The organism is Rhizobium sp. ZW T2_16, from assembly GCF_044987325.1.
Lineage (GTDB): Bacteria > Pseudomonadota > Alphaproteobacteria > Rhizobiales > Rhizobiaceae > Neorhizobium > Neorhizobium cellulosilyticum.
Genome location: NZ_JBJDRG010000001.1, coordinates 403,993 through 428,614, shown reverse-complemented (window position 1 = coordinate 428,614; position 24,622 = coordinate 403,993). Strand labels below are relative to the sequence as shown.

Below are 24,622 nucleotides of genomic sequence, written 5' to 3'. Positions count from 1 at the left end.
GTGATCCACATCTGGAAGTCTTTCGTAAAGCTTGCCATGAACTTGAGCTCACCTATCTCGCTTGATAAATGGCAAATATACCGACCGTCGCCTATACGGCTGGCGGGACTAGCAGCGCGTGGGCTCGGGATGAACAATAAAAACTCCGGTGGCTCGGACGCCGAGGATCTCGCGAAGGCCGAGATGGTGCGGCTCCTTTCCATCGTCGGACGGGACCGCAGCGCAGATGCGTTCGAAGCTATATTCCGGTTTTATGCACCACGCATCCGCAGCTTCATGGCAGCCAAAACCAAAGACAGGCAAGCTGCCGAAGAGTTGATGCAGGAAACCATGACTGCTGTGTGGAACAAGGCCGGACAATTCGATCCTGCTCGCGGCAACGTGTCTGCTTGGATCTATACAATCGCGCGCAATGTGCGCATCGATGCCTACAGGCGCAAACGCCCGGAATTCGACATGAATGATCCGGCGTTCGTTGCTGACGACGTCGCCCCAGCCGATCAGGAGTTCCAGCAGATTCAGGAAGCGCAGTTGTTGCGCGGTGCGATGGCGACCTTGCCGGAGGAGCAACTGGACGTGCTGCGACGGGCCTTCTTCGATGAGGCTTCGCATTCGACGATCGCGCGCGATCTCGGTGTTCCGCTCGGAACCGTGAAATCACGCATCAGGCTGGCATTCGAGAAACTACGTTCCTCGCTGGAGGGACGGCTATGAACGTGAAGCATCATTTGAGCGACGAGTTTCTGATCGAATATGCCGCGGGAAGCCTTTCGGAAGGTTGGAGCCTTGCTGTGGCGAGCCATCTGGCGCTTTGCCCCGAATGTCGCCGTCGCCTTCATGCGATGGAAGGGGCTGCGGGAGCGCTTTTGGATAAGGCAGACGAAAGCGCCAACGAAGACGAGGCCTGGGCACGCTTCAAGGCACGGGCGGCTGATATCAAGGTCGAGGAAATCAAGCTTGAGGCTCCAAGGGCTACAAAGCAGACAGTCGTGCTTCCGGAGCCACTTCGATCCTATGTCGGTGGCGACCTTGCAGACCTCAAATGGCGAGCGCTCGGGCGTGGTGCCTATCAGATCCTGATCGATACGAAGGATAAGAACACGCAGGTGAGGCTGCTGCGAATTCCGGCCGGAAAGCCGGTGCCGGAGCACACCCATGAGGGACGCGAGCTGACTCTGGTGCTGGCGGGAAGTTTCCACGATGGCGAAGAGCTGTTCGCCCGCGGGGATATAGAGGAAGCCGACGGCGATCTGCTGCATACACCCAAGGCGACAGAGGGAGAGGATTGCATCTGCCTCGCCGTGACCGAAGCGCCGCTCAAATTCTCGAGCTGGATTGTGCGGCTGGTGCAGCCGATCCTGAAAATCTGAGAGGACGAGATGACCTATCTGCTCGCCTATATGGGAACTGTGGTCGCCTTCCTCGGTCTGGATTTTATCTGGCTCGGCACGGTCGCCACGGGTTTTTACCGCAGCCGGATCGGCAGCCTTCTGCTTGACCAACCTAACTTCGTAGTCGCCGGTATTTTCTATCTCTTCTATGTTGCCGGTATCGTCTACTTCGCAGTTCAGCCGGCGCTGGTGTCCGGAAACTGGACTACAGCAGCCATTGCAGGTGCCATTCTCGGCCTGATTGCCTACGGCACTTACGACATGACGAACCTTGCTACTCTGAAGAACTGGTCACCGATGGTGAGTGCCGTCGACATGGCCTGGGGGACGGTTCTTACCTCGTTTTCGGCGGTCGTCGGCTATTGGGTGGCGCAGAAGTTTTCCAGTGGCATCTGAATGTCGCCGATCGGCGACATGGGCGCGTGCTCAACGGCGAAGCATATTGCTGGGCCATTTTTGAGCGAGATATCCGTGATGCTGTGATCAAGCAGTGCTGCTTGCGCCAAACGTCTCTGCGACCAACCGGTTGAGCTTTTGGGGATGCCAAGGCTTGGGAAGCATGGGCAGGCCTTTCAGCCTGCTCTTGAGTTCCGGCAGTTCGGCATGGCTGCTGCAGATGATAACCGGAACGTCCCGTTCCCGAAGCATCTCGATGACCGGAACTGACAGTTCGCCATGGAGATTGAGATCGACGATGGCGCCCGCCAGATCATTGCGCGGGATTGCATCCATCGCGTCGGCGATCCTGCCGAAAGGGCCTATGATGTTGTGGCCGGTTTGGAGCAGATGGTCTTCCATGTCCATCGCCAGAAGAAGATCGTCCTCCAGTAGGAGGATGTTCGGATAGTCGTTCAGATCATCGGCTTCCGTCATTTTACCTTTACAGTGTGATATAAGGACCAGGGCAAGATGACACCTAGTCCAAATATTTCAAGCGTGGCTTTCGTCTTACACGACGTTTGACAGACTTATAAAGTTCCACCTTACTTAAAGGTTAAGATGTTTGCGCGGATCTTCGTTGGGCTTTTCCGGCAAGTTCTCCATCAATGCTGCAAGGTCAGGATCCGGTTTTTCCGATAGGACGATCTTCACCGTCGCCAGCAGGTCACCATATCCACCGCTGGGCTTCGGGGCACCCTTACCCTTAAGACGCAGCGTCGTGCCGGTATTGGTGTTGGGCTTTAGCGTTACATTCAGGTAACCTCCGGGCGTCGGTACCTTGATCTTGCCGCCGAGCACCGCCTCGCGAATGGTGATCGGGATTTCCACGCGGATATCATCGCCGTCGCGCTTAAAGAACGGGTGCGGTTTGATCTTGATCTCGATGAGGGCGTCGCCATCCTGACCTTTTGGCGCGCCTTTGCCTCCCTTGCCGCGCAGGCGCAAGACCTGGCCGTCGCGCGTGCCTGCGGGGATCTTTACATCAAGCGATGAACCGGTGCCGAAGGAGACCGGTGCGGTCGTGCCGTTGATGGCGTCGAGGAAGGGGACTTCCATTGTGTAGTGGACGTCTGCCCCCTTCGAGCGAAACTGCCCGCCGCCGAATTGCGAGCCTGTCTGACCTCCGCGGCGGGACATGAAGCTTTCGAAAATATCCTCGAAACCGCCGAATTGCGAAAAGCCGCCTTCGTCGAAAAAGGCTTCTCCGCCATTGGCGCCGGCATATTCGCGATGCTGCTGGAATGGAGCGCGTTCGACGCCATTGATGTCGATCTCGCCACGGTCGAAGCGGGCGCGCTTTTCCTCATCGCCGAGGATTTCGTTGGCGGCGGATATCTCCTTGAAGATGTCCTCGGCCTTCTGATCTCCGGGGTTCAGATCGGGGTGATATTTCTTGGCGAGCTTTCGAAAGGCGCTCTGGATGTCCTTCTGCGACGCATCCTGCTTCACGCCCAAAATTTCATATGGATTCTGTCTCATCACTACCTCCAGACGCAAAACATGAGTTGAAACCAAAGCCGTTTCGGGGAGCCGAGGGCACGGTTTCAGGCGGCTTTGCAGCGGTCCGATCCGTCATCGGACAAGGGTAATGGACGGCGCTCCGCTTTATCCGGCGGGCACTAAAGGGGATCATGCCTTCGTCGCACCATATCCTCATCAAGCAACATGGTCGGTAGAAGCTGCGGAATTCATCGTGCCGGTCCCAATCAGGCAACCGGCAATCATGAGGTGGTGTTTCCAAATGGGAACTTCAAGGGAGGGTTACCGTTACCAATGCGCCCGCCGGGGTGAGGAATACGCAGCGATGACCAGTTCTGAAGGTTCAGACTGAGGACGCGCGAACCGCCCGAAACGGTGGTGAACTGGACGCAACAAAGAGGACAAGGAAAAGATGGACATGAAAAACCAGAACAAGCTCCTGGCGCTTCTCTCTCACGATGACTATGCCGCCCTCGAACCTGTCTTGGAACGAATTGATCTTCCGCAAGGCTTTGTGCTGTCGGCGCCGGGCGAACCGCTCGAATACTGCTATTTCCCGTTTTCCGGCGTGATCTCCACTGTCGTGACATCCCCGTCTGGCAAGCGCACGGAGATCGGGCTTCTGGGCCGCGAGGGCGTGTCACCGTCTTCCGTTGCGCTGGGCGCGGCGGATGCACCCTATCTCGTCGTCATGCAGGTGCCGGGACATGGCGTGCGCGTGCCGATTGCCGTGATGCGCAGGATGATGGAAGTCTCGCCTGGCTTGAAGCGGCTTTTGACGCGCTGGGCGCATGTGGCGATGAGCCAAGCCGCTTTCACGGCGCTGTCGAATGCCATCCATCCTGTCGATGAGCGGCTGGCGCGCTGGATCCTGATGTGCCACGACCGTGTGGATGGCGATGCGATCGACCTGACGCACGAATTCCTGGCGATCATGCTGTCGGTACGCCGACCGAGCGTGACGGTGGCGCTACATGTGCTGGAAGGCAAGCAACTGATCTATTCGCATCGCGGCACGATCATTGTTCGTGACCGCAAGGCGCTGGAGCAGTTTGCTGCGGATTCCTATGGCGGTGCCGAGCGGGAATATGAACGCATGTTCGGCGATATCGAGGATATCACCCGCAAATCGGCTTAAGTGATTGCAAGCCGGGTTCTGATCCGGTCGGCCAGGGCGTCCGGATCGCTCGGCTTGCTCATCCATTCGCTGCCTTCGAAAAGCTCCGCATTCCATTCCGGCGGCTTTTCGCTGCCGGTATAGATCATGAAGGGGATGCTGTTTTTCTGCAGGCTGACAAGGACTGGCTGGCTGTCGCCGTCGTTAAGGTAGAGGTCCAGCAGTACGAAGTCGGGTGAGGATTGTTCAAGCCAAGCCATCGCTTCTTTTTGGGAGCGCAGCGTGACAAAGTTGCTCATGCCTTTGTCGACCAGCGCTTCCTCGATGTCGAGGGAGATCAGCGGCTGGTCTTCCAGCAACAATATGAGCTTGTCTGCCAAATCGAATCTATTCCCCTTCAAGATACTGATTAGTTAAACGGTTTTTGCGCGCGTGTGCCCCTTTGTCTGATACCGTACCGAGGGGGTCCGGCGGGTTGTGTCGCGAATTTTATGGCCATAGATGGAAATCGTTCAAATCAAGCGGAGACTTCTCGTTCAGAGGAAGCCGAACAGGCCATGTTCTCCTATCAAGGATGAGCGATGGCTGACATTCGGCAAACGGCGGTCCGTAACAATTTGCTTCGGCTGATGAGCCCTACGAGCTTCTCCGCAATTGCCGCCCATCTGAAGCCGGTGGACCTGCCGCGCGGTTTCGAGCTCTCGGAACCGCATGAGGCTGCGGAATATGCCTATTTCCCAGAGACGGGCATTGCCTCGATCGTCGCCCGCTCACCGCAAGGGCAGCATGCCGAGATCGGTATTTTTGGCCGTGACGGGATGACGCCGGCGGCAGTCGTGCTTGATGCGGGGTCCGATCCGTTTTCGATCTTCATGCAGGTTCAGGGTGACGGTTTCCGCATCTCGACCGAGCTTTTGAAATCGCTGCTCGATCAGGATGGCGATCTCAAGAACCTGCTTGGGCGCTATGTTCAGGCGCTTTCGGTTCAGGGGGCGTTTACCTCGCTCTCCAACGCCGTCCACCATATCGACGAACGGCTGGCGCGGTGGATATTGATGTGCCACGACCGCACCGATGGCGACGAGATCAGCCTGACGCATGAGTTCCTGTCGATCATGCTGGCGGTCCGGCGTCCGAGCGTGACGACGGCGCTGCATGTGCTTGAGGGCCGCAAGCTGATCTATTCCGAACGTGGCATGATCATCGTGCGCGACAGGCCGGCGCTCGAACAGTTCGCGGCCGATGCCTACGGCGAAAGCGAGCGGGAATATTTTCGGCTGCTTGGACCTTACAACTGATCACAAGAGCCTAAGCAGTCAGCAATAGGGCGCCAATCCGTTTCCGAATTGACGCCCAGAAAGCGATCCAGAAAGCCTGCCGGCTTATCAGGCGCGCTCTTCCCAGAGCTTGGCCAGTTCGACGATCGTCTTCACGGCCTTTTCCATGTCCTGGCTGCTGACCCATTCGATCGGCGAGTGGAAGGCGTGGCCGCCGGCGAAGATGTTTGGGCAGGGCAGGCCCATGAAGGAGAGACGTGCACCGTCGGTGCCGCCGCGAATGCTGCCGCGTACCGGCGACATGCCGGCCCGGCGGATCGCCTCGATGGCGTTGTCGACGATCTCGGGGTGATGGTCGAGCACTTCCTTCATGTTGCGATACTGCTCGGTGATCTTCAGCGTATGAGACGAACCGGGATAGTCGGCCATGACTTCTGCGATGATGGTTTCGAGCAGCTTTGCCTTTTCTTTCAACCCTTCTGTCCTGAAATCGCGCAGAATGAGGCTGATCTTGGCGCCTTCCATCGTACCGGAGACGGAGGTCGGATGGATGAAACCGTCGCGGCCCTTTGTCGTTTCAGGCGTCATGTCCTTCGGCAGTTTGGCGATGATGTTTCCGGCGATGCGGATGGCGTTTTCCATTTTGCCAAAGGCGAAGCCCGGATGGATCGCGACGCCCTTGATCAGGATGTCGGCGCTATCGGCCGAGAACGTCTCGTCCTCGATTGTGCCGGCCGTCTCGCCGTCGAGCGTGTAGCCGAAATCGGCTCCGAGTTTCTGCAGGTCGACCTTGGCGACGCCGCGGGCGATTTCCTCGTCGGGCGTGAAGAGGATGCGGATCGTGCCATGCTTGATATCGGGATTGGCGAGCAGATATTCGGCAGCGGTCATGATCTCGGCAAGGCCGGCCTTGTCGTCGGCGCCCAGCAGCGTCGTGCCGTCGGAGGTGATGACGTCGTGGCCGATCTGGTTCTTCAGTTCCGGATGTTCGGACGTCTTGATGGTGCGGCTCTTGTCGCCCGGCAGCGTGATGTCGCCGCCCTGGTAATTCTGGATCACCTGCGGCTTGACGTTGGTGCCGGAAAAATCCGGTGCGGTGTCCATGTGGGCGCAGAAACAGATGACCGGGACGTTGTTCTTGCCGGTGTTCGAGGGGATGGTCGCGTAGACGTAACCGTGTTCATCGAGTTCGGCATCCTTCACACCGATCGCCTGCAACTCACCGACCAGAAGCCGGCCGAGATCGAGCTGCTTGGCTGTCGATGGCTGGGTGAGTGAAGAGGCGTCGGACTGGGTGTCGAGCACGACGTAACGGAGGAAACGGCTGGTAACGGTATCGGTCATGATGAAATCCGGATGGGACAAATGAGTATAATGCGGCTGACCATAGACCTCGGCGCGCGTGTCGTGAACCGCAATTTCTTGCATAAGAATGACGCCCGAAATGAAAGATCCCGCCGAAGCGGGATCTGGGTCTCGGATGGTGTCGCATCCTATCGGAACAGGCTCGGTAGCCAGAGCGACAAAGCGGGGATGTATGTCACCGCAAGGAGAACTGCGAGGCTGGCGCCGAAGAAGGGCCAGATCGTGCGCATCGCCTCGCGGATGGATATGCCGCCGACGGCACAACTGACGAAGAGCACGGTTCCGACAGGTGGCGTGTTCAACCCGATGCCGGCATTGAGGATCATCACGACGCCGAAATGGACCGGATCGATGCCGAAGGCCTTGACCACCGGAAGCAGGATCGGGGTAGCGATGATGACCATCGGCGCCATGTCCATGAAGGTGCCGAGGATCAGAAGGATGACGTTGATCATCAGGAGCACGATGATCGGATTATCCGAGATGGCGCTGATCGCGGCGATGATCAGTGTCTGCACCTGCAGGAAGGCCATCAGCCAGCCGAAGGAGGCAGCGGTGCCGATGACCAGCAGGACCATGGCCGTGGTGCGGACAGCGCCCATGACGGCCTCGACGAAGCCTGCCCAATCCAGCTCCCGGTAGACGAGCATGGCAACCAGGAAGGCGTAGAGGACAGCGATGCAGGAGCTTTCCGTTGCGGTGAAGACGCCGGAGCGCACGCCGCCGAAGATGATGGCGATCAGCAGGATGCCGGGGAGGGAGGCTGCCAGATAATAACCGAGGCGGCGGAAGCCGGGGAAGGCGTCGGCCGGATAACCCCGTCTGACGGCGACCCACCATGCGGTGAACATCAGTGCTGCGGCGAGAAGCAGGCCGGGGATGATACCGGCGGTGAAGAGATCGGCGACCGAGACATTGCCGCCGGCGGCGATCGAATAAAGGATCATGTTGTGCGACGGCGGGATCATCAGGGCGATGATGGCCGCATTGGCGGTGACGTTGACCGCATAATCCCGATCATAGCCGCGCTTGGCCATTTGCGGGATCATCAGGCCGCCGACGGCCGAGGCATCGGCCACGGCCGAACCGGAAATGCCACCGAACAGGGTCGAGGCGACGACATTGACCTGACCGAGGCCGCCACGCATGTGCCCGACCAGACCGGCCGCAAAGCGGATCAGTCTAGCAGCGATGCCGCCGCGCACCATCAGGTCGCCGGCGAAAATGAAGAACGGGATCGCCATCATGGCAAAGACGTTCATGCCGGAATTCATCTGCTGGAAGACGACGATCGGCGGCAGACCGAGATAAAGCACCGTCGCGAAAGAGGCGATGCCGAGGCAGAACGCAATCGGCATGCCGATGATCATCAGGAAAGTGAAGGAAGCGAAAAGGATCGTATAGGCCATTACGCAGCCTCCTGGACAAGCACGTCGGCCGCGATTTCCTCGCCGATTGCGACATCGATGAAACGTTCAAGCGCAAAGATCGCGATCATCGCACCGCCGGCGATCATCGGGAAGAAATCTGTGCCGCCCGGCCAGCCAAGCACAGGGATTCGGGCAGTCCATGTGCCGGCTGCCAGAAGGGTCGAATAATAGGCCATGCCGATACCGAAGAGCACGATAAGGCCGAGGCTCAGAAGGTCCATGGCCTTCTGGATGTTGGGCGGCATCATGTAACGGACGATGTCTAGTCCCAGATGGACGCTTTCGCGCACACCGACGGCGGCGCCAAGCATGATGAACCAGGACATCAGGTAGAGCGATAATGGCTCCGACCATGCCGGGGAGTCATTGAGTACGTAGCGGCCGAAGATCTGCCAGCCGACGATCAGCGTCATGGCGATCATGCCTATGCCGGCGATCCAGAGTGATAAGCGGCTGACAACACCCAGCGCGGGTCTTATCGCCTGCATGAATTTTCGCATTGTTCCGTTCCTCCTCCTTCCGGACTTTGCGCCGGATATGCAAAAGCCGGCCTCGAGGGAGGCCGGCTTTCATTTTTGCGATTATTGAACTGCCTGGATTTCTTCCAGCAGCGCCTTCATGCTCGCGTCGGTAACGAACTTGTCGTAGACCGGCTTCATCGCGGCGGAGAACTCGTCCTTGTTGACGTTGATGACGTTGACGCCGCCGGCGCGGACCTTTTCTTCCGAGGTCTTTTCGCGGGCGGTCCAGAGTTCGCGCATCTTCACGACCGAGTCCTTGGCTGCCTGACGGACGATCTTCTGGTCGTCCGGTGTCAGCTTGTCCCAGGAGACCTTGGACATGACCAGGATTTCCGGGTTCATCGAGTGCTGGGTCAGCGTGTAGTTCTTCGCCACTTCGTAATGACGGGCGGACTCGTAGGACGGCCAGTTGTTTTCCGCGCCATCGACCACACCGGTTTCGAGCGAGGAATAGACTTCGCCCATCGGCATCGGCGTCGGGTTGGCGCCGAAGGCCTGCATCATTGCGATCCAGAGGTCGGACTGCTGGACACGGATCTTCAGGCCCTTGAGGTCGGCCAGTTTTTCGACGGGCTTCTTGGTCGTGTAGAATGAGCGGGCGCCACTGTCATAGTAGGCCAAGCCGATCAGGCCGTGGGGTTCGAAGGCAGCCAGGATCTTGTCGCCGATCGGGCCGTCGACGACCTTATGCATATGGTCGGTCGAGCGGAACAGGAAGGGCAGGCCGAGGACGACCGTTTCCGGGATCAGGTTGTTGAACGGTGCCGCATTGACGCGGTTCATGTCGATGACACCGAAACGAGTCTGCTCGATCGTGTCCTTTTCGCCGCCGAGCATCGAGTTGTTCATCACCTGGATGGCGATACGGCCGCCGGTGCGTTCCTTGACGAGATCGCCCATATATTTGACCGCATCGACGGTCGGATAACCGTCCGGATGGATGTCGGCCGAGCGCAACGTGACCTGCTGCGCGTAAGCGAGCGGTGCGGCAGTCGTCGCAGCAAGTGCGAGCGTCAGCGCCAGCCCGAGAGCTTTCGTGATTTTCATGTTTTCCTCCTCCAAAGAAACCGGTGCCTCCACGCACCGGTTGTTCAAAATATCAACTCGTTGATGCACTCCATTCCTGCAGACCGAAAAGCGTCTGCGGGTTCTCTATCAGGGCTAGATGCCGAGCGTTTTCGTTCGGCAGCCAGCCAAGTACGGTATCGGTCAAGGCCGCGTCATCCGGGTAATCCGCCTGTTCGCGGGCCAGATTGTGCGGCCAGTTCGTGCCCCAGACAATCCGTTCCGGAGCGTAGTTTGCTATCTCGCGCGCAACAGCTGCGATATCGGCGTAATCGGGACCGCCCGTTTTCGATGATTCATAGACGCCGGCGAACTTGAACCAGCAGTTTCCTGCGTCGATCAGGCGTTTGACGGCTGAGATCTCTTCACTGTCGGGCGTGACGCCGGAAAAGAATTTACCGTGGTGGTCGAAAACCCAGCGGGATTTCAGGTTTGCCAGGCGTGCTTCGTGGTGAAGTATATTGCTGCCGTCGAACTGCACGGCCAGCATCCAGCCGTGGGCGGCTGCTTTTGCATCGACCGTTTCGAGTTCCTTGAGATCAACGGCACCGCCCGGCAGATCCATGATGCGGGCGCCGACAATGCCGGCCTCTGAAAGGCGGACCATCTCGGCATCATTGGTAGTGCCATCGATGATGCCGACACCGCGGGCGACATCGCCCATGATGTCGAGGCAGGCAACCAGATTGGAGTTATCCCGCTGATGCGCATTGCCTTGCGTGATGATGACCCGATCGATGCCGAGCCATTGCATGAGCTGGCGATATTGATCGGGATCGGGCAGGGCGCCGGCCGGAAGGCCCGGTCCGCCGGGTAGGGACGGATACCCCGGCAGATACATATGCATCTGTGTGTCGACCGCACCCTGCGGCAGCTTGATCTTCGGAGCCTTGCCGGCGAGGGTGCGAACGAGCATCAGGCCGCTCCCTTGTCGTCGGGCATACGGAACTCCTTCAGTGCATCGCGGTCGATCTCGATGCCCAGGCCGGGGCCGTTCGGGATCTGCACCACGCCGCCCTTGTGTTCGATCGGCGTCTTGACGATCGCCTGACGGAAGGGATTGTGAGTGCGATCGAATTCGAGGATCGGGTCGATCGGATTGACGCGGACAGGGCTTGGCACCATCGCGGCCATGAATTGCAGGGCCGCCGCGATATGGATGGCGGTACCCCAGACGTGGGGAACGACGCGGATGCCGTGAAGCGCTGCAAGGTCCGCAACGCGCTTGGCTTCGGTAAAGCCGCCAACGCCTGCCAGATCCGGCTGGACGATATCGATGGCGCGAGTTTCGATCGGCTCACGCATGCCCCAGCGAGTATGCCATGTCTCGCCACCGGCAACCGGGATCGGCTGCTTGGCGCGAACTTCGCGATAGGCGGCAAGCTGTTCGGGCACGACAGGTTCTTCGAACCAATCGATACCGTATTGCGCAGCGGCGTTGCCGAGGCGGATCGCCTCTACTGCATCGTAACCGTGGTTGGCATCGATCATCAGCCGCATGTCGGGTCCGGCTGTCTCGCGGACGGCACGGATGACGCGCAAGTCTTCCTCGACGCCGAAGCCGATTTTGATCTTGGTGGCGTGAAAGCCTTCCGCTCTATAGCGGGCAACGTCGGTGGCATTGTCCTCGACGCGGTCGACGCCGTCACGCTTGAAGCTGCCCGTTGCGTAAGCCTTGATGCTCTCGCGGAAACGCCCGCCGAGAAGGATGGAGATGGGCGCGTTGAAATGCTTGCCCTTGATATCCCAGAGCGCCATGTCGATGCCGGAAAGGGCGGTGACGGTCAGGCCGCGCTGGCCCTGGTCACGAAGCGCATTGTAGAGCTTGGCCCAGATCTTTTCCGTCTCGAGCGGATTTTCGCCGATCAGCCAGTTGGAATAGGCCTGAACGACTGCGGCATTGGGACGGGCAGGGCCGAGGCATTCGCCCCAGCCCACGGTGCCGTCGTCGCACTCGATCTCAACCAATATGTGAGCCCGGCGATCGAAGCGCATGGACGCGCTTTCGAAAGCCACATCGAGCCGGTGTTCAAGAAGGTGAGTGCGAACCGACGCTATTTTCATCCGGCTTACCTCTTGTGGTTGCCGATGAGCTTCAGGAGCATCTGCTCCTCTTCCGCCGTCAGGTCGTCGAGCGGCGGGCGGACCTTGCCGGCATCGAAGCCCTGCAGGCGCACACCGGCCTTAATGGCAGCGACTGCATAACCCTTGCGGCGGGCACGAAGAGCCATGAAGGGGTAGAAGAAGTCCCTCAGGATTTCTTCGCAACGGGCACGGTTGCCTGCGCGAAGCTCCTTGTAGAATTCGACAGCAAGACCGGGAACGAAGTTGAAGACGGCCGACGAATAGGTGGTGAAACCGGCGCCGAGATAGGCTTCGGCAAACAGTTCCGCAGTCGGCATGCCGCCGAGATACATAAGACGGTCGCCCACCGTGGCGGTAACCTGACGGACGAGACCGATATCGCCGGTGCCGTCCTTGAAGCCGATCAGGTTCGGGCACTCGTCGCAAAGGCGCTTCAGCGTGTCGACCTGCAGGACGGAGTTGTCACGGTTATAGACCATGACGCCGATGCCGACAGACTGGCAGATTTTCTTGACGTGCTGATAGAGGCCTTCCTGCGGCGCATCGATCAGGTAGTGCGGCAAAAGAAGAATGCCATCGGCACCGGCCTTTTCGACTGCCTTTGCCATTTCGACGCCGACACGGGTGCCGAATCCGCAACCGGAAACGATCGCGGTATTGCTGTTGCCGGCCGCTTCCTTGGCGGATTTCACAATGGTCGGCACTTCATCAGGAGAGAGCGAAAAGAACTCGCCGGTGCCACCGGCGGCAAAAAGAACCGGCGCTTCGAAACCGGACAGCCATTCGATGTGGCGCTGGTAGCTATCCTGTTTGAACTCCCCCTCGTCGTCGAAATGGGTAACAGGAAAGGACAATAGGCCGGCGCCGAGCGCCGCCTTGATTTCTTCAGGCGTCATAATGGAATTTCCTCTTGAATGTCTCCTCCAGACAGAAATTGTCGTACAGGTTGGCGGAATTTATGTCAACAAGTTATCTGACATCTTCTCGCTGCGCGCGAAGAAGGTTCCTGTAGCGCAACTGGCTTCCGCGCAGATGCCGGCGCATCGCTTCACGGGCCTTTTCCTCATCTCCTTCGGAAATGGCGGTAACGATCGCATGGTGTTCGTCGACAAGCAGGTTGATATAATCCATCTGCTCTTCCGCCGTTTCGTCGCCGCGCAGGGCAGCGCGAGGGATGACGTTCTTGCCGATCATTGTCAGAAATTCGCGGAAGCGCGGATTGTTTGTCGCGTCGGCGATGGAGAGGTGAAGAGCGAAGTCGGCCTCGCTTGTCGGCTGATGCGCCTCCAGACAGGAGCGCACGGCATAATGACGCTCGAATATCACCTCTTCCTGTGCAGGCGAGCGCCGCAGAGCCGCCATTCCAGCTGATTCGACCTCAACGGCGGTCCTCAATTCAAGCAGCTCGATCATCGAGGAAACGCGCGCGAGATCGATATGGCCGAGGGACAGGTTGAATGGCGGCGGTGTCGGGGTCGCCTGGAGAACGAAGACGCCGGCACCCTGGCGAGCCTCCACAAGGCGATCGGACCGCAAGGCGGCAAGGGCTTCACGCACCACTGTCCGGCTGACCCCATGCGCCAGTGTCAGTTGCGCCTCGCTTGGAAGTTTGGAGCCTGGCGGGAATTGTCCCTCGGCGATCGCCTGGCGCAGCGTGTCGCTCAATTGCGTTGCGCGCGTCTTCGGGGAGGCGATCAGATCCGTGTTGAGTTCTTCGCTCATGGATGCGTTTCCTTCCTGGGAGATTATAGTTCCCGGAGTTTTCCGGGTTCGATCGCTTATTAGCTTCCTACTTTAACATGTATGACAAGTTTGTCTGTTTGTCACCCATTCGCAGAGGTGTGTTTTGAGGCTGATTTATCGCATAGGCCGCAACGGGGCGACATAAGCCGGAATGACGCGGTTCGCGGACATGGCTTCCAATGACGTGTGGTGTGTTGAAAACGGTGGCGCGTCGCTCTACCACGGCAGGGTACAGATGCTGGAGTTTGCAGTGAGAAGAATGCTCGTAAGTTTTTTAGCCGGGAGTTTCCTGTTCGTTGCGCCGTCTTTGGCTGCTGCTCAATGGGCACCGGTCGAGCAGGTGAAGACGTATACGGTCAGCGGCTCCACCGGTATCGAGCTTTATTCCCAGATCGGCGAGAAGGGGCCGCTTGTCGGCGGCCAGATGCGGACGATTGCGCATACGGATTTCAAGCTGCTCTGGTCCCGCAATTACCAGCCCCAGCCGGATGGTTCATGCAAGCTGGTCTCGGCACGGCCAAGCTTGACGCTGATCTACACCCTGCCGAAGGCCGGCAAGATGCCGGGCGCCCTGAAGACGAAATGGGATACATTTGCCGAAGGCGTGCGCCGCCATGAGCGGGTGCATGGCGACATGATCGTGGAGATGGTCAGGGAGATCGAGGCGGTGAGCGTCGGGCTTACTGCTGCGGATGATCCGAAATGCCAGAAGATAAGGCAGGACCTTACCGCAAGGCTCGGCGAGATTTCGAAACGCAATCGCGAGCGGCACCGGGACTATGACAAGCTGGAGATGAACAATGGCGGCAATGTCCATCAACTCATTCTCAAACTGGTGAACGAATAGAATTCATTGTTACTTAAATGGTGAACAGTCCGATCGTCGTTATGAAGCGTTGCCCGTGACGGGATCGTGGTTATAGTCCCCACGCTCGCAGAACATAGCAGGGGATTTCAATGACCAATTCCGTTTCGGCCGCCGATATTGACGACAAGGCTCTATTGCAGGAACTCGTGGCATGGGTGGAGATCGAAACACCGTCTCATGATGCGCATGCCGTCAACCGGCTGGTCGATCGGGTGGGAGGATTGGCGAAATCCGCTTCGCTGGATGTGGAGCGCTTGCCCGGAACGCTTGGACTTGGCGATATTCTGACAGTGCGCTCGCCGCGGGCTGAAGGCAGCAATGAAAAGAGTGTGCTGGTACTGGCACATTTCGACACCGTGCATGCGCATGGGGTGATCGCCAAGCAATTGCCTTTGAGGCGGGACGGCGACAAGCTTTATGGTCCCGGCATCTACGATATGAAATCCGGCGCGCTGATGGCGCTCGAAGCGTTGAAGATTGCGGTCGCCAGGGGCAGCCGCATGCCGGTCGATCTGGTCTTCGTGCCGGACGAGGAGATCGGCAGCCTGTCGTCGCGCGCCTATATGGAAAGGCTGGCGGCAAGCGCTGGTTATACGCTGGTTGTCGAGCCGGCGCGTGATGGCGGCAAGATCGTCATCGCCCGCAAGGGTGTCGCGATGTACGATATCACCATCCGGGGACGGGCTTCGCATGCCGGCACTCGGCCCCAGGATGGACGCAGCGCAATCCGGGCCGCGGCGCGGCTTGTCCTTGACCTTGAGGCACTTAATGACGCCGAGCGCGGCATCACCGTGTCGGTGGGGACGATCCAGGGCGGCACGGGCCGCAATACAATTCCGGCGGAATGCCGGATGCAGGTCGATGTGCGCGTGCCGGACGACAAGGCCGCTGCCGAGATCACTGCCGGAATTGAGGCCATGAAGCCGGTCGATCCGGATATCACATTCGAGATCACCGGCCAGATGAACCGGCCGCCCTTTGCGCAATCTGCAGACGGCGTGAAGCTGTTCGATACCGCGGCCGAGATTGCCGCAAAGCTCGGGATTACCTTGGAAGGCGTGGTGACAGGCGGCGGCTCGGACGGCAATTTTACCGCTGCGCTCGGCGTGCCGACGCTGGACGGTCTCGGTGCGGACGGGGCGGGGGCGCATACATTCGACGAGCATATTTTCGTTAGCAGCCTTGCGCCGCGCACCGCGCTGCTTGCCAACCTGATGATGTCGCTCGAACCCAAGTGAGCTGCTTAGGTGCAATCGCGCCGGAGGCCACAATCGAAACACGATCGGGCAAAAGCCCGGACACCCAAGGCTAAAAGATCATGACCAGCGGTATTCATCACCTGACGGCCATTACCCGGAAAATCCAGGACAATGTGGATTTCTACGTCGGTTTCCTCGGCTTGCGCCTCGTCAAGCGTACGGCCGGTTTCGAGGATGCGCAGCAGCTGCACCTGTTTTATGGAGACGGTGCTGCAACGCCAGGTTCGCTGGTCACATTTCTGGCCTGGGAAGACGGTTCGCTTGGACGCGTCGGGCATGGCGCGCCGAGCGAGATCAGCTTTGCCATCGATCGCGAAGCGATCGGTTTCTGGCTGACACGGGCGCTGCAATGCAATGTGAAGATGACCGGGCCGACACAGGAGTTCGGCGAACCGGTTCTGAGGCTGACCGATCCGGACGGGATCATCGTCAAGCTTGTCGGTGTAGATGACTATGGCGACTGGGTCTGGTGGAAGGACGGCGGCATTGCGAGAGCGGATGCCATCCGTGGCATTCGCGGGGCGTCCATCTTGTCTGAAAAGGCGGATGAAACCGCTGCGTTTCTCGAGCGACATACGGGCTTTGTGGTCGGAGCGGTGGAGGGCGCGAGCCAGCGACTGGTGTCCGAAAGCGGGCAGATTATCGATGTGCGCAATGCCGGCGGGTTCTGGACGGCGGCACCCGGAACCGGAACGATCGACCATGTGGCGGTGAGGGCGAAAAGCCAGCAAGCCGTCGACGATCTGCACAAGGCGCTTCAAGCCGAGAATGCAGGTGATATCAATGTGCATGACCGGCATTATTTCTACTCCCTCTATGTGCGCGAGCCGGGCGGCACGCTGATCGAGGTTGCGACCGACGATCCTGGCTTTACTGCGGATGAGACGGTAGAGGCGCTCGGGACGGGATTTTTCATCCCCAAACACTACAAGGCGGATCACGAGGCGTTGAAGGTGATGCTGCCGCAATTCGGCCTGCCGGGCGAGGAGAGGGTGATCTATCGCGACCTGCCTTTCGTGCATCGCATCCACATGCCGGAAGATTGGGATGGCTCGACACTGGTTCTGCTTCACGGCAGCGGGGCGAACGAGACGGCGATGCTGCCGCTCGGCCGCAAGGTCGCGCCGAATGCCATGCTGATCGGCCTGCGCGGTCGTTCGACGGATGAAGGGTCTCCGCGTTTCTTCCGCCGTTTCAGCCAGACGACATTCGACCAGAAGGAAATCGCATCCGAGGTCGAGGCTTTTGTCGCCTTCATCGAGGATATCGGACCTGCCTATGGTGTCGATCCGGAGCGGCTGACCTTCCTTGGTTACTCCAATGGCGGCAACATGCTGGGCGCGACGATGCAGCTTCGGCCGGACGCGATCCGAAAGGCGGTGCTGTTGCGCTCCATGAACGTGCTGGAAGAACGGCCGGTGGTCGATCTGTCAGCGGTACAGATTCTCTCGATCAGCGCCATCGATGATTTCTACGGTCCGCTTGCGGGTGAACTGGAGGACAGGCTGAACGTTGTGGGTGCGCAGCTGACGGCGAAGGTGCTTGATGCCAATCATGGACTTGGAGCGGAAGACGAGGTGATCGTTCGCGACTGGCTGCAGGAACGGACTGCGTGATGCAGAGCGCAGCGGTGCTCTGTGCCGATATCGGCGGATCGTTCATCAAGTTCGGCCTCTCCCGCAAGCCGGGAGAGGTGGAGGAGCTTGCGCGCGTGCCTGTGCCGAAATCTGATTGGCGCGAGCTTGCCGAGGCCCTGCGAAGTCTGGCGAATGATTTGGATGCAAGCGGCGTCTTGCCGCTCGGCTTGTCAACAGCAGGACTGGTCGATCCGGTTACGGGCAAGGGGCTTTCGGCGAATATCCCGTGCCTGACGGGCCTGCCGATTGCCGAGGCGATTTCTCAAGCGACGGGGCGTTCGGTCTTTGCGGCAAACGATGCGGATTGCCTGACGCTGGCTGAGGCGAATGACGGTGTCGGGCGCGGTCATTCGATCGTGTTCTGCATCATCATCGGCACGGGGATCGGCGGCGGGATTGCCGTCGATGGCCGCATATTGCCGGGCGCCGGTGGCGTGACCGGCGAATGGGGGCATGGCCCGGCTCTGAATACGAGCGTCGAGATCGGCGCTCGGCTGGTTCACGTTCCGCGGTTTTCCTGCGGCTGCGGACAGTCGGGATGCGTCGATACGATCGGCGGGGCGCGGGGGATCGAGAAGTTGCACACGCTGTTTCACGGCGAAGAGCGCAGCAGCCATCGGATCATCGAGGACTGGCAGGCAGGAGAAACCAAGGCCGGCGAAACGATCGAGGCCTATCTGCAGCTTGTTGCCGATCCGCTGGCGGTCGCGATCAATACGGTCGGGCCGTCGATCGTGCCGGTTGGCGGCGGGCTTGCCTCGGCCGGGGCATTGATTGCAGCGCTGGACGAGGCGGTTCGGGCACGCATCCTGAACCGGTTGGATTGGCCACTGCTGGTGCCGGCGATCCGCCGCGAGGATGGCGGGCTTATCGGTGCAGCCGTGCTGGCACGCCAGGGAGTGGCCGATGCCCGTGCTGCTTGAAGTCTGTGTCGACAGTGCTGAAGGGCTGGAAGCCGCCGTTGCCGGTGGCGCGCAGCGGATCGAACTCTGCTCGGCACTAGATGTCGGCGGACTTACGCCGTCGAAAGGATTGATGGCGCTGGCTGCGAAAATGCCGGTGCCGGTCTATGCGATGATCCGGCCGAGGGCAGGGGATTTCATCTTCGATGCCGCCTCGCGGGATGTGATGCTGGCGGATATCGATACTGCGCGGAATAGCGGGCTCACGGGCGTCGTGCTTGGAGCAAGCCTTTCCGATGGTCGGCTGGATGTGGATCTGCTGACTTTGCTTGTGGAGCGGTCGCGCGGCATGGGACGGACGTTGCACCGTGCTTTCGATCTGGTGCCGGATGCGGATGAGGCGCTGGAGCAGGTAATCGGCCTCGGCTTCGAGCGCATTCTAACTTCAGGGTTCGCGGTCAAGGCGGCGGATGGGATGGGTGTGCTTCGCCAGCTTGCCGATCAGTCGGCCGGGCGAATTGCGATCATGGCCGGGAGCGGGATTACGCCTGCCAATGTGGCGCATATCGTTGCTGGAACCGGTGTTGCTGAGGTTCACGCTTCGTGTCGCCTGCCGGTGACTTTTGTCGATGAGGCGCTTGTCGGCTTCGGTTTTGTGGCCCGGCAGCAATACCGGACCAGCTCGGTGGTGGTGGGAGAGATGCGGGAGACGCTGGCGGCGCTTTGAGCGCGCGCCGCCAGAAACTGTTTAAACAGAAATACCGCCGCTCGTTTCGCCGATCATCTTCGTCAGGCTGCCGTCTGCCGGATAGAGCGGGATGAGGCAGGCCTGGAAGGCGTGGTAGATATCGCCCTTGCCGGGGAAGAGTGTATGAGCCGGGACGAGATCTTCCGTCAGTTCCTCGTGCCAGCCGCCGTTTTTGTGGTCGATGAAGCGGTTTGCAATGGTGCTCCAGATCAGGCGATAGCTGTCCTCGAAGAAGGGATCGTGCGGCAGATGCTGGTTGATGAAGTGAGCGGCACCTGCAGCCTCGCACATCGGCCACCAGAGCTTGTTGGGCTTGGCTGGCTTGTTATCCCAGTCGAGTGTGTAGAAGAAGCCACCCTTCTGCTTGTCCCACCCTAGTGACATGGCCTGAACGAACAGGTTCTTGGCGGCATCCGGCATCCAGGCGTGTTTCTTATCTCCGAGCGCCCAGAGTTGCAGTGTGAGGCGTGCCCATTCCAGTGCATGGCCGGGCGTGGTGCCGGCCGGGCGGAACATTTCGTCCGGGTGATAATAATCCTTGTTCAGGTTCCAGTTCGTGTCGAAATGTTCGCCGACACGGAAGCCGGTCGCGCCGGCAAGGCGGCGGATGATCAGGTCGGCAATGGCTTCCGCCTTGTCGAGATAATGCTGTTCGCCGGTTGCCTCATAGGCTGCCATCAGCGCTTCCGTGAGGTGCATGTTGGAGTTCTGGCCGCGATAGGTGCCGCCGTCGATCGGCCCCCAGTTTGCGGTGAATTCTTCGGCTATGGCGCCATGCTGCTTTTCCCAGAAGCGGGTTTCGAGCACTTCGGTAATATCCGCCAGCATCTTGTCGGCGAGAGGGTGCCCAACAACCTTGGCGGAGGAGGCGGCAAGCAGGACGAAGGCGTGGCCGTAACCTTGCTTGTTGGTGTCGGCGGGGCCGTCATCGTTCATGGACCAGACGTAACCACCGTTTTTCTGATCTCGATGACCGTTCCAGAGAAAATTCATGCCGTGGTCGATCAGGTCTCCGGCACCCGGGCGCCCGAGCATGTAGGCGATCGAATAGCAGTGGACCATGCGCGCCGAAGCGTGGATGCCGCGGATTGCATTGGCGTTTGGAAGCGGGCGGCCTTCGTCGTCCAGATCGTAGAAGCCGCCCTTGGGGTTGATGGCACGATATTGGAAGAAGTCCATCAGGCTCTCTGCCTGATCGAGCAGCCAGCGGCGATGATAGGTTAGATCGCTCCAGAATTTCGACGTCTGACCTGTATCGCTCATGCTTCTTCTCCCTTGTGCCTCAACACTTTACTTAAAGGCTATAGTCATTGCGGCCATAGCTGTCATCGGCGAATCTGGCATAAATCGGACCGTTGGCCGTTGCGACAAATCCGACAGCGATTGCGACGTATGTGCTGGACTTCACATAAAGGTATCTTTATATGATTATGGATATTGCCTTGATCTCTATCAGGAGTGTCTGCCTTGTTCGATGAACTGTTCGGTCCCGAAGGTGCTCGCCGTAATGGCGCAGAAATTCTGGAAGCTCTCAAAAAAGCCGCCAGTGAGCGCATTCTCGTGATCGACGGTGCCATGGGTACGCAGATCCAGGGGCTGGGTTACAACGAGGATCATTTTCGTGGTGAGCGCTTTATCGGCTGCGCCTGCCATCAGCAGGGCAATAACGACCTGCTGATCCTGACGCAGCCGCAGGCGATTGAGGACATCCATTATCGTTATGCGATGGCTGGTGCCGATATTCTCGAAACCAACACGTTTTCGTCTACACGTATTGCGCAGGCGGATTACGAGATGGAAGGCGCGGTTTATGACATGAACCGCGACGGTGCTCGACTCGCCCGCCGTGCTGCAATCCGCGCCGAAAAAGAAGATGGCCGTCGCCGTTTCGTCGCAGGCGCTATAGGCCCGACCAACCGCACCGCTTCGATTTCGCCCGACGTCAACAATCCCGGTTATCGCGCCGTGTCCTTCGATGATTTGCGTATCGCCTATGGCGAGCAGATCGACGGACTGATCGATGGCGGTGCCGACATCATCCTGATCGAGACGATCTTCGATACGCTGAACGCCAAGGCTGCGATCTTTGCCTGCGAAGAGCGTTTCGAGGCGAAGGGCGTGCATCTGCCGGTGATGATCTCCGGCACGATCACCGACCGTTCCGGCCGCACGCTGTCGGGGCAGACGCCTTCCGCCTTCTGGAACTCGGTCAACCATGCCAATCCATTCACCATCGGTCTGAACTGCGCGCTCGGCGCTGACGCGATGCGGCCGCATCTGCAGGAACTATCTGCCGTTTCCGATACGTTCATCTGCGCCTACCCGAATGCCGGCCTGCCGAACGAATTCGGCCAATATGACGAAACGCCGGAGATGATGGCGCGCCAGGTGGAGGGATTTGCCCGCGAAGGCCTCGTCAATGTGGTCGGCGGCTGCTGCGGCTCGACGCCGGACCATATTCGCGCAATTGCGGAAGCCGTGGCCAAATATCCGCCGCGGGCGCTTCCCGAACACGTGCCGTTCATGTCGCTGTCGGGGCTCGAGCCTTTTGTGCTGACCAAGGACATTCCCTTCGTCAACGTGGGCGAGCGCACCAACGTCACCGGCTCGGCGAAATTCCGCAAGTTGATCACCAATGCCGATTATACGGCAGCATTGGCTGTCGCGCGCGACCAGGTGGAAAACGGTGCGCAGGTCATCGACATCAATATGGATGAAGGCCTGATCGACTCGGAAAAGGCGATGGTCGAATTCATCAACCTGATCGCCGCAGAGCCGGATATCGCCCGTGTGCCGGTGATGATCGACTCGTCTAAATTCGAGATCATCGAGGCTGGCCTTAAATGCGTGCAGGGCAAGGCGATCGTCAACTCGATCTCGCTGAAGGAAGGCGAGGAGAAGTTTCTGGCGCATGCCAAAATCGTGCGCAACTATGGTGCTGCCGTCGTCGTCATGGCGTTCGACGAGACGGGGCAGGCGGACAGCTATGAGCGCAAGGTCGAGATCTGCACTCGCGCCTACAAGATCCTGACCGAACAGGCGGGTTTCCCGCCGGAAGACATCATTTTCGACCCGAACGTGTTTGCCGTCGCAACCGGTATCGAGGAGCACAACAATTACGGCGTCGACTTTATCGAGGCGACGCGGACTATCCGCGAAAGAATGCCGCTCGTGCATATCTCGGGCGGTGTCTCCAACCTGTCCTTCTCCTTCCGCGGCAACGAGCCGGTACGTGAGGCGATGCATGCCGTGTTCCTCTACCATGCCATTCAGGCAGGGATGGACATGGGCATCGTCAATGCCGGCCAGCTGGCGATTTACGAGAATATCGATCCGGAACTGCGCGAGGCCTGCGAGGACGTCGTACTGAACCGCCGTGCCGATGGCACCGAGCGGCTGCTTGAGGTCGCAGAGCGGTTCCGTGGCGGACCGGGCAAGGAAGCCAAGGTTCAGGATCTCGCCTGGCGCGAAAAGCCGGTCGAAGAGCGTCTGTCGCATGCTCTCGTGAACGGCATCACCGACTATATCGAGGCAGATACGGAAGAGGCCCGGCAAAAGGCGGAGCGTCCGCTGCATGTTATCGAAGGCCCATTGATGGCCGGTATGAACGTGGTCGGCGACCTGTTCGGTTCGGGCAAAATGTTCCTGCCGCAGGTGGTGAAATCGGCCCGCGTCATGAAGCAGGCGGTGGCCGTGCTGCTCCCGTACATGGAAGAAGAGAAACGCCTGAATGGCGGCGACGAGCGCAAGTCGGCCGGCAAGGTGCTGATGGCGACCGTCAAGGGTGACGTACATGACATCGGCAAGAACATCGTCGGCGTCGTGCTTGCCTGCAACAATTACGAGATCATCGATCTTGGCGTAATGGTGCCGGCGACGAAAATCCTCGAGACGGCCGTGGCCGAGAAGGTCGATATCATCGGGCTTTCCGGTCTGATCACGCCGTCGCTCGACGAGATGGTGCATGTGGCGGCCGAAATGGAACGCCAGGGTTTTGATGTTCCGCTTCTGATCGGCGGGGCGACGACCAGCCGCGTCCATACGGCAGTGAAGATTCATCCGCGTTACGAAAAGGGGCAGGCGATCTATGTGACCGATGCCAGCCGTGCGGTGGGTGTTGTATCGGCATTGCTGTCGGAAGAGCAGAAGCCGGCCTATGTCGAGGGCATCCGTGGCGAATATGCGAAAGTTGCCGAGGCGCATGCCCGCAATGAACGCGAGAAATTGCGCCTGCCGATTGCCCGTGCCCGTGCCAATGCGGAGAAGGTGGATTGGGCCGCCTATGAGCCTGTTAAGCCGCAGTTCACCGGCACAAAGGTGTTCGAGACCTATGATCTTGAGGAACTGGCACAGTATATCGACTGGACGCCGTTCTTCCAGACATGGGAGCTGAAGGGGCGTTATCCGGCGATCCTCGAGGACGAGAAGCAGGGCGAGGCAGCGCGTCAGCTGTGGAGCGATGCCCAGGCGATGCTGAAGAAGATCATCGCGGAAAAGTGGTTCCGTCCGCGGGCGGTCATTGGCTTCTGGCCGGCAAATTCGATCGGCGACGATATTCGCCTGTTTACCGACGAAAAACGCTCCGAGGACCTTGGTACTTTCTATACCCTGCGCCAGCAGCTTTCGAAGCGCGATGGCCGGCCGAATGTGGCGCTGTCGGATTTCGTGGCACCCGTCGATAGCGGCAAGGCGGATTATGTCGGTGGCTTTGTTGTCACTGCCGGCATCGAGGAAGTGGCGATCGCCGAGCGGTTCGAACGGGCAAATGACGATTATTCCTCGATCCTGGTCAAGGCGCTGGCAGACCGTTTTGCGGAGGCGTTCGCCGAACGCATGCACCAACGCGTCCGCAAGGAATTCTGGGGTTATGCTTCAGATGAGGCATTCAGTAACGACGAGCTGATTCACGAGGAATATGCGGGCATTCGTCCAGCACCCGGTTATCCGGCCCAGCCGGATCACACTGAAAAGGCTACCTTGTTCTCATTGCTCGATGCGACGAATGCGACCGGTGTTGAGCTTACTGAAAGCTATGCCATGTGGCCGGGTTCGTCGGTCTCGGGCATCTATATCGGCCATCCTGCCAGCTACTATTTTGGTGTCGCAAAGGTCGAGCGCGATCAGGTCGAAGATTATGCGTCGCGCAAGGGGATGGCGATTGAAGAGGTCGAGCGCTGGCTGGGACCGGTCTTGAACTATGTGCCCGGCGGTGCGGCTGCGGAAGCTGTTGAGGACGCCGCTTAACGGTTGAACAAAAAAGCGATTTGTCGGGAGGGCTCGATGAGCCTTCCGAC

The 24,622-nt window shown here is 59.3% G+C and carries 23 protein-coding genes; 11 read left to right on the top strand and 12 right to left on the bottom strand.

Annotated elements, in window-relative coordinates; translation table 11 throughout:
- The 3 genes from ACI3K0_RS02020 to ACI3K0_RS02010 are packed head-to-tail and all read left to right on the top strand — an operon-like array spanning nucleotide 1 to nucleotide 1,787.
- The gene (locus tag ACI3K0_RS02020) at nucleotides 1-714 is read left to right on the top strand and encodes a sigma-70 family RNA polymerase sigma factor (protein ID WP_404944840.1); all 714 of its coding nucleotides are present in this window, start codon (nucleotides 1-3) and stop codon (nucleotides 712-714) included.
- Entirely contained in the window at nucleotides 711-1,370 is a 660-nt protein-coding gene (locus ACI3K0_RS02015) for a ChrR family anti-sigma-E factor (protein WP_183821436.1), read from the top strand. Before ACI3K0_RS02020 ends, ACI3K0_RS02015 begins: the two co-directional genes overlap by 4 nt.
- A 9-nt stretch (nucleotides 1,371-1,379) precedes the next feature.
- Nucleotides 1,380-1,787, top strand: a complete 408-nt coding sequence (locus tag ACI3K0_RS02010) for a DUF2177 family protein (RefSeq protein WP_183821437.1) — start codon at nucleotides 1,380-1,382, stop codon at nucleotides 1,785-1,787.
- Between the two features lie 87 nt (nucleotides 1,788-1,874).
- On the opposite strand, the gene ACI3K0_RS02005 is transcribed toward ACI3K0_RS02010, so the two are convergent.
- Together ACI3K0_RS02005 and ACI3K0_RS02000 are read right to left on the bottom strand one after the other, a co-directional pair.
- Nucleotides 1,875-2,264: a response regulator gene (locus ACI3K0_RS02005; RefSeq protein WP_148147560.1), complete on the bottom strand. Its 390-nt coding sequence runs from the start codon at nucleotides 2,262-2,264 to the stop codon at nucleotides 1,875-1,877.
- Nucleotides 2,265-2,378: 114 nt separating this feature from the next.
- Nucleotides 2,379-3,311, bottom strand: coding sequence for a DnaJ C-terminal domain-containing protein (locus tag ACI3K0_RS02000; protein WP_183821438.1), 933 nt, complete (start codon nucleotides 3,309-3,311; stop codon nucleotides 2,379-2,381).
- A 418-nt stretch (nucleotides 3,312-3,729) separates the two neighbouring features.
- On the opposite strand from ACI3K0_RS02000, the gene ACI3K0_RS01995 reads away from it, so the two are divergent.
- Nucleotides 3,730-4,449: a Crp/Fnr family transcriptional regulator gene (locus ACI3K0_RS01995; RefSeq protein WP_148147562.1), complete on the top strand. Its 720-nt coding sequence runs from the start codon at nucleotides 3,730-3,732 to the stop codon at nucleotides 4,447-4,449.
- On the opposite strand, the gene ACI3K0_RS01990 is transcribed toward ACI3K0_RS01995, so the two are convergent.
- Nucleotides 4,446-4,790, bottom strand: a complete 345-nt coding sequence (locus tag ACI3K0_RS01990) for a response regulator (RefSeq protein ID WP_183821439.1) — start codon at nucleotides 4,788-4,790, stop codon at nucleotides 4,446-4,448. The genes ACI3K0_RS01995 and ACI3K0_RS01990 overlap by 4 nt on opposite strands.
- Before the next feature lie 219 nt (nucleotides 4,791-5,009).
- Between ACI3K0_RS01990 and ACI3K0_RS01985 the strand changes: the two genes are divergently transcribed.
- A complete protein-coding gene (locus tag ACI3K0_RS01985) occupies nucleotides 5,010-5,726 on the top strand; it encodes a Crp/Fnr family transcriptional regulator (protein ID WP_183821440.1) in 717 nt (238 codons plus the stop codon).
- 87 nt (nucleotides 5,727-5,813) lie between these two features.
- On the opposite strand, the gene pepT is transcribed toward ACI3K0_RS01985, so the two are convergent.
- From pepT to ACI3K0_RS01945, 8 genes are all read right to left on the bottom strand, one after another.
- Entirely contained in the window at nucleotides 5,814-7,049 is a 1,236-nt protein-coding gene (gene pepT, locus ACI3K0_RS01980; protein WP_183821441.1) for a peptidase T, read from the bottom strand.
- Nucleotides 7,050-7,198: 149 nt separating this feature from the next.
- Nucleotides 7,199-8,479: a TRAP transporter large permease gene (locus tag ACI3K0_RS01975; protein WP_148147566.1), complete on the bottom strand. Its 1,281-nt coding sequence runs from the start codon at nucleotides 8,477-8,479 to the stop codon at nucleotides 7,199-7,201.
- Nucleotides 8,479-9,000, bottom strand: coding sequence for a TRAP transporter small permease (locus ACI3K0_RS01970; protein WP_148147567.1), 522 nt, complete (start codon nucleotides 8,998-9,000; stop codon nucleotides 8,479-8,481). Before ACI3K0_RS01970 ends, ACI3K0_RS01975 begins: the two co-directional genes overlap by 1 nt.
- 81 nt (nucleotides 9,001-9,081) lie before the next feature.
- Nucleotides 9,082-10,068 carry a TRAP transporter substrate-binding protein gene (locus tag ACI3K0_RS01965; protein ID WP_183821442.1) on the bottom strand — a complete coding sequence of 329 codons (987 nt, stop codon included), beginning with the start codon at nucleotides 10,066-10,068 and terminating at the stop codon, nucleotides 9,082-9,084.
- A gap of 52 nt (nucleotides 10,069-10,120) precedes the next feature.
- On the bottom strand, nucleotides 10,121-11,002 hold the full coding sequence (locus tag ACI3K0_RS01960) for an amidohydrolase family protein (RefSeq protein WP_183821443.1): 882 nt from the start codon (nucleotides 11,000-11,002) through the stop codon (nucleotides 10,121-10,123).
- Entirely contained in the window at nucleotides 11,002-12,150 is a 1,149-nt protein-coding gene (locus ACI3K0_RS01955; protein ID WP_183821444.1) for a mandelate racemase/muconate lactonizing enzyme family protein, read from the bottom strand. The genes ACI3K0_RS01960 and ACI3K0_RS01955 overlap by 1 nt, the downstream gene beginning before the upstream one ends.
- Nucleotides 12,151-12,155: 5 nt before the next feature.
- Nucleotides 12,156-13,067: a 5-dehydro-4-deoxyglucarate dehydratase gene (gene kdgD, locus ACI3K0_RS01950; protein WP_404944839.1), complete on the bottom strand. Its 912-nt coding sequence runs from the start codon at nucleotides 13,065-13,067 to the stop codon at nucleotides 12,156-12,158.
- A 73-nt stretch (nucleotides 13,068-13,140) separates the two neighbouring features.
- Nucleotides 13,141-13,893: a FadR/GntR family transcriptional regulator gene (locus ACI3K0_RS01945; protein WP_148147572.1), complete on the bottom strand. Its 753-nt coding sequence runs from the start codon at nucleotides 13,891-13,893 to the stop codon at nucleotides 13,141-13,143.
- Between the two features lie 172 nt (nucleotides 13,894-14,065).
- Between ACI3K0_RS01945 and ACI3K0_RS01940 the strand changes: the two genes are divergently transcribed.
- From ACI3K0_RS01940 to ACI3K0_RS01920, 5 genes are all read left to right on the top strand, one after another.
- Nucleotides 14,066-14,761, top strand: coding sequence for a DUF922 domain-containing protein (locus tag ACI3K0_RS01940; protein ID WP_343062214.1), 696 nt, complete (start codon nucleotides 14,066-14,068; stop codon nucleotides 14,759-14,761).
- A gap of 110 nt (nucleotides 14,762-14,871) precedes the next feature.
- On the top strand, nucleotides 14,872-16,020 hold the full coding sequence (locus ACI3K0_RS01935) for a M20 family metallopeptidase (protein ID WP_183821446.1): 1,149 nt from the start codon (nucleotides 14,872-14,874) through the stop codon (nucleotides 16,018-16,020).
- Between the two features lie 80 nt (nucleotides 16,021-16,100).
- Nucleotides 16,101-17,657, top strand: a complete 1,557-nt coding sequence (locus ACI3K0_RS01930; protein WP_183821447.1) for a VOC family protein — start codon at nucleotides 16,101-16,103, stop codon at nucleotides 17,655-17,657.
- Entirely contained in the window at nucleotides 17,657-18,601 is a 945-nt protein-coding gene (locus ACI3K0_RS01925; RefSeq protein WP_404945107.1) for an ROK family protein, read from the top strand. The genes ACI3K0_RS01930 and ACI3K0_RS01925 overlap by 1 nt, the downstream gene beginning before the upstream one ends.
- Entirely contained in the window at nucleotides 18,585-19,307 is a 723-nt protein-coding gene (locus ACI3K0_RS01920; RefSeq protein WP_183821449.1) for a copper homeostasis protein CutC, read from the top strand. The genes ACI3K0_RS01925 and ACI3K0_RS01920 overlap by 17 nt, the downstream gene beginning before the upstream one ends.
- Before the next feature lie 21 nt (nucleotides 19,308-19,328).
- Here the strand turns inward: ACI3K0_RS01920 and ACI3K0_RS01915 are convergent, their stop codons facing one another.
- A complete protein-coding gene (locus ACI3K0_RS01915) occupies nucleotides 19,329-20,591 on the bottom strand; it encodes an AGE family epimerase/isomerase (protein ID WP_183821450.1) in 1,263 nt (420 codons plus the stop codon).
- A gap of 204 nt (nucleotides 20,592-20,795) precedes the next feature.
- On the opposite strand from ACI3K0_RS01915, the gene metH reads away from it, so the two are divergent.
- On the top strand, nucleotides 20,796-24,572 hold the full coding sequence (gene metH, locus ACI3K0_RS01910) for a methionine synthase (RefSeq protein ID WP_183821451.1): 3,777 nt from the start codon (nucleotides 20,796-20,798) through the stop codon (nucleotides 24,570-24,572).
- The last annotated feature ends 50 nt before the right edge of the window (nucleotides 24,573-24,622 follow it).

What these genes read in the sequence shown, in the direction of transcription:
- ACI3K0_RS01935 (WP_183821446.1), top strand. Translation starts at nt 14,872, where the DNA reads ATGACCAATTCCGTTTCGGCCGCCGATATTGACGACAAGGCTCTATTG.
- ACI3K0_RS01955 (WP_183821444.1), bottom strand. Translation starts at nt 12,150, where the DNA reads ATGAAAATAGCGTCGGTTCGCACTCACCTTCTTGAACACCGGCTCGAT.
- ACI3K0_RS01965 (WP_183821442.1), bottom strand. Translation starts at nt 10,068, where the DNA reads ATGAAAATCACGAAAGCTCTCGGGCTGGCGCTGACGCTCGCACTTGCT.
- ACI3K0_RS01940 (WP_343062214.1), top strand. Translation starts at nt 14,066, where the DNA reads ATGACGCGGTTCGCGGACATGGCTTCCAATGACGTGTGGTGTGTTGAA.
- ACI3K0_RS01945 (WP_148147572.1), bottom strand. Translation starts at nt 13,893, where the DNA reads ATGAGCGAAGAACTCAACACGGATCTGATCGCCTCCCCGAAGACGCGC.
- ACI3K0_RS02015 (WP_183821436.1), top strand. Translation starts at nt 711, where the DNA reads ATGAACGTGAAGCATCATTTGAGCGACGAGTTTCTGATCGAATATGCC.
- ACI3K0_RS01915 (WP_183821450.1), bottom strand. Translation starts at nt 20,591, where the DNA reads ATGAGCGATACAGGTCAGACGTCGAAATTCTGGAGCGATCTAACCTAT.
- ACI3K0_RS01960 (WP_183821443.1), bottom strand. Translation starts at nt 11,002, where the DNA reads ATGCTCGTTCGCACCCTCGCCGGCAAGGCTCCGAAGATCAAGCTGCCG.
- ACI3K0_RS01925 (WP_404945107.1), top strand. Translation starts at nt 17,657, where the DNA reads ATGCAGAGCGCAGCGGTGCTCTGTGCCGATATCGGCGGATCGTTCATC.
- ACI3K0_RS02000 (WP_183821438.1), bottom strand. Translation starts at nt 3,311, where the DNA reads ATGAGACAGAATCCATATGAAATTTTGGGCGTGAAGCAGGATGCGTCG.
- ACI3K0_RS01920 (WP_183821449.1), top strand. Translation starts at nt 18,585, where the DNA reads ATGCCCGTGCTGCTTGAAGTCTGTGTCGACAGTGCTGAAGGGCTGGAA.
- ACI3K0_RS01985 (WP_183821440.1), top strand. Translation starts at nt 5,010, where the DNA reads ATGGCTGACATTCGGCAAACGGCGGTCCGTAACAATTTGCTTCGGCTG.
- ACI3K0_RS01970 (WP_148147567.1), bottom strand. Translation starts at nt 9,000, where the DNA reads ATGCGAAAATTCATGCAGGCGATAAGACCCGCGCTGGGTGTTGTCAGC.
- ACI3K0_RS02010 (WP_183821437.1), top strand. Translation starts at nt 1,380, where the DNA reads ATGACCTATCTGCTCGCCTATATGGGAACTGTGGTCGCCTTCCTCGGT.
- ACI3K0_RS01930 (WP_183821447.1), top strand. Translation starts at nt 16,101, where the DNA reads ATGACCAGCGGTATTCATCACCTGACGGCCATTACCCGGAAAATCCAG.
- ACI3K0_RS01995 (WP_148147562.1), top strand. Translation starts at nt 3,730, where the DNA reads ATGAAAAACCAGAACAAGCTCCTGGCGCTTCTCTCTCACGATGACTAT.
- ACI3K0_RS01975 (WP_148147566.1), bottom strand. Translation starts at nt 8,479, where the DNA reads ATGGCCTATACGATCCTTTTCGCTTCCTTCACTTTCCTGATGATCATC.
- ACI3K0_RS02005 (WP_148147560.1), bottom strand. Translation starts at nt 2,264, where the DNA reads ATGACGGAAGCCGATGATCTGAACGACTATCCGAACATCCTCCTACTG.
- kdgD (WP_404944839.1), bottom strand. Translation starts at nt 13,067, where the DNA reads ATGACGCCTGAAGAAATCAAGGCGGCGCTCGGCGCCGGCCTATTGTCC.
- pepT (WP_183821441.1), bottom strand. Translation starts at nt 7,049, where the DNA reads ATGACCGATACCGTTACCAGCCGTTTCCTCCGTTACGTCGTGCTCGAC.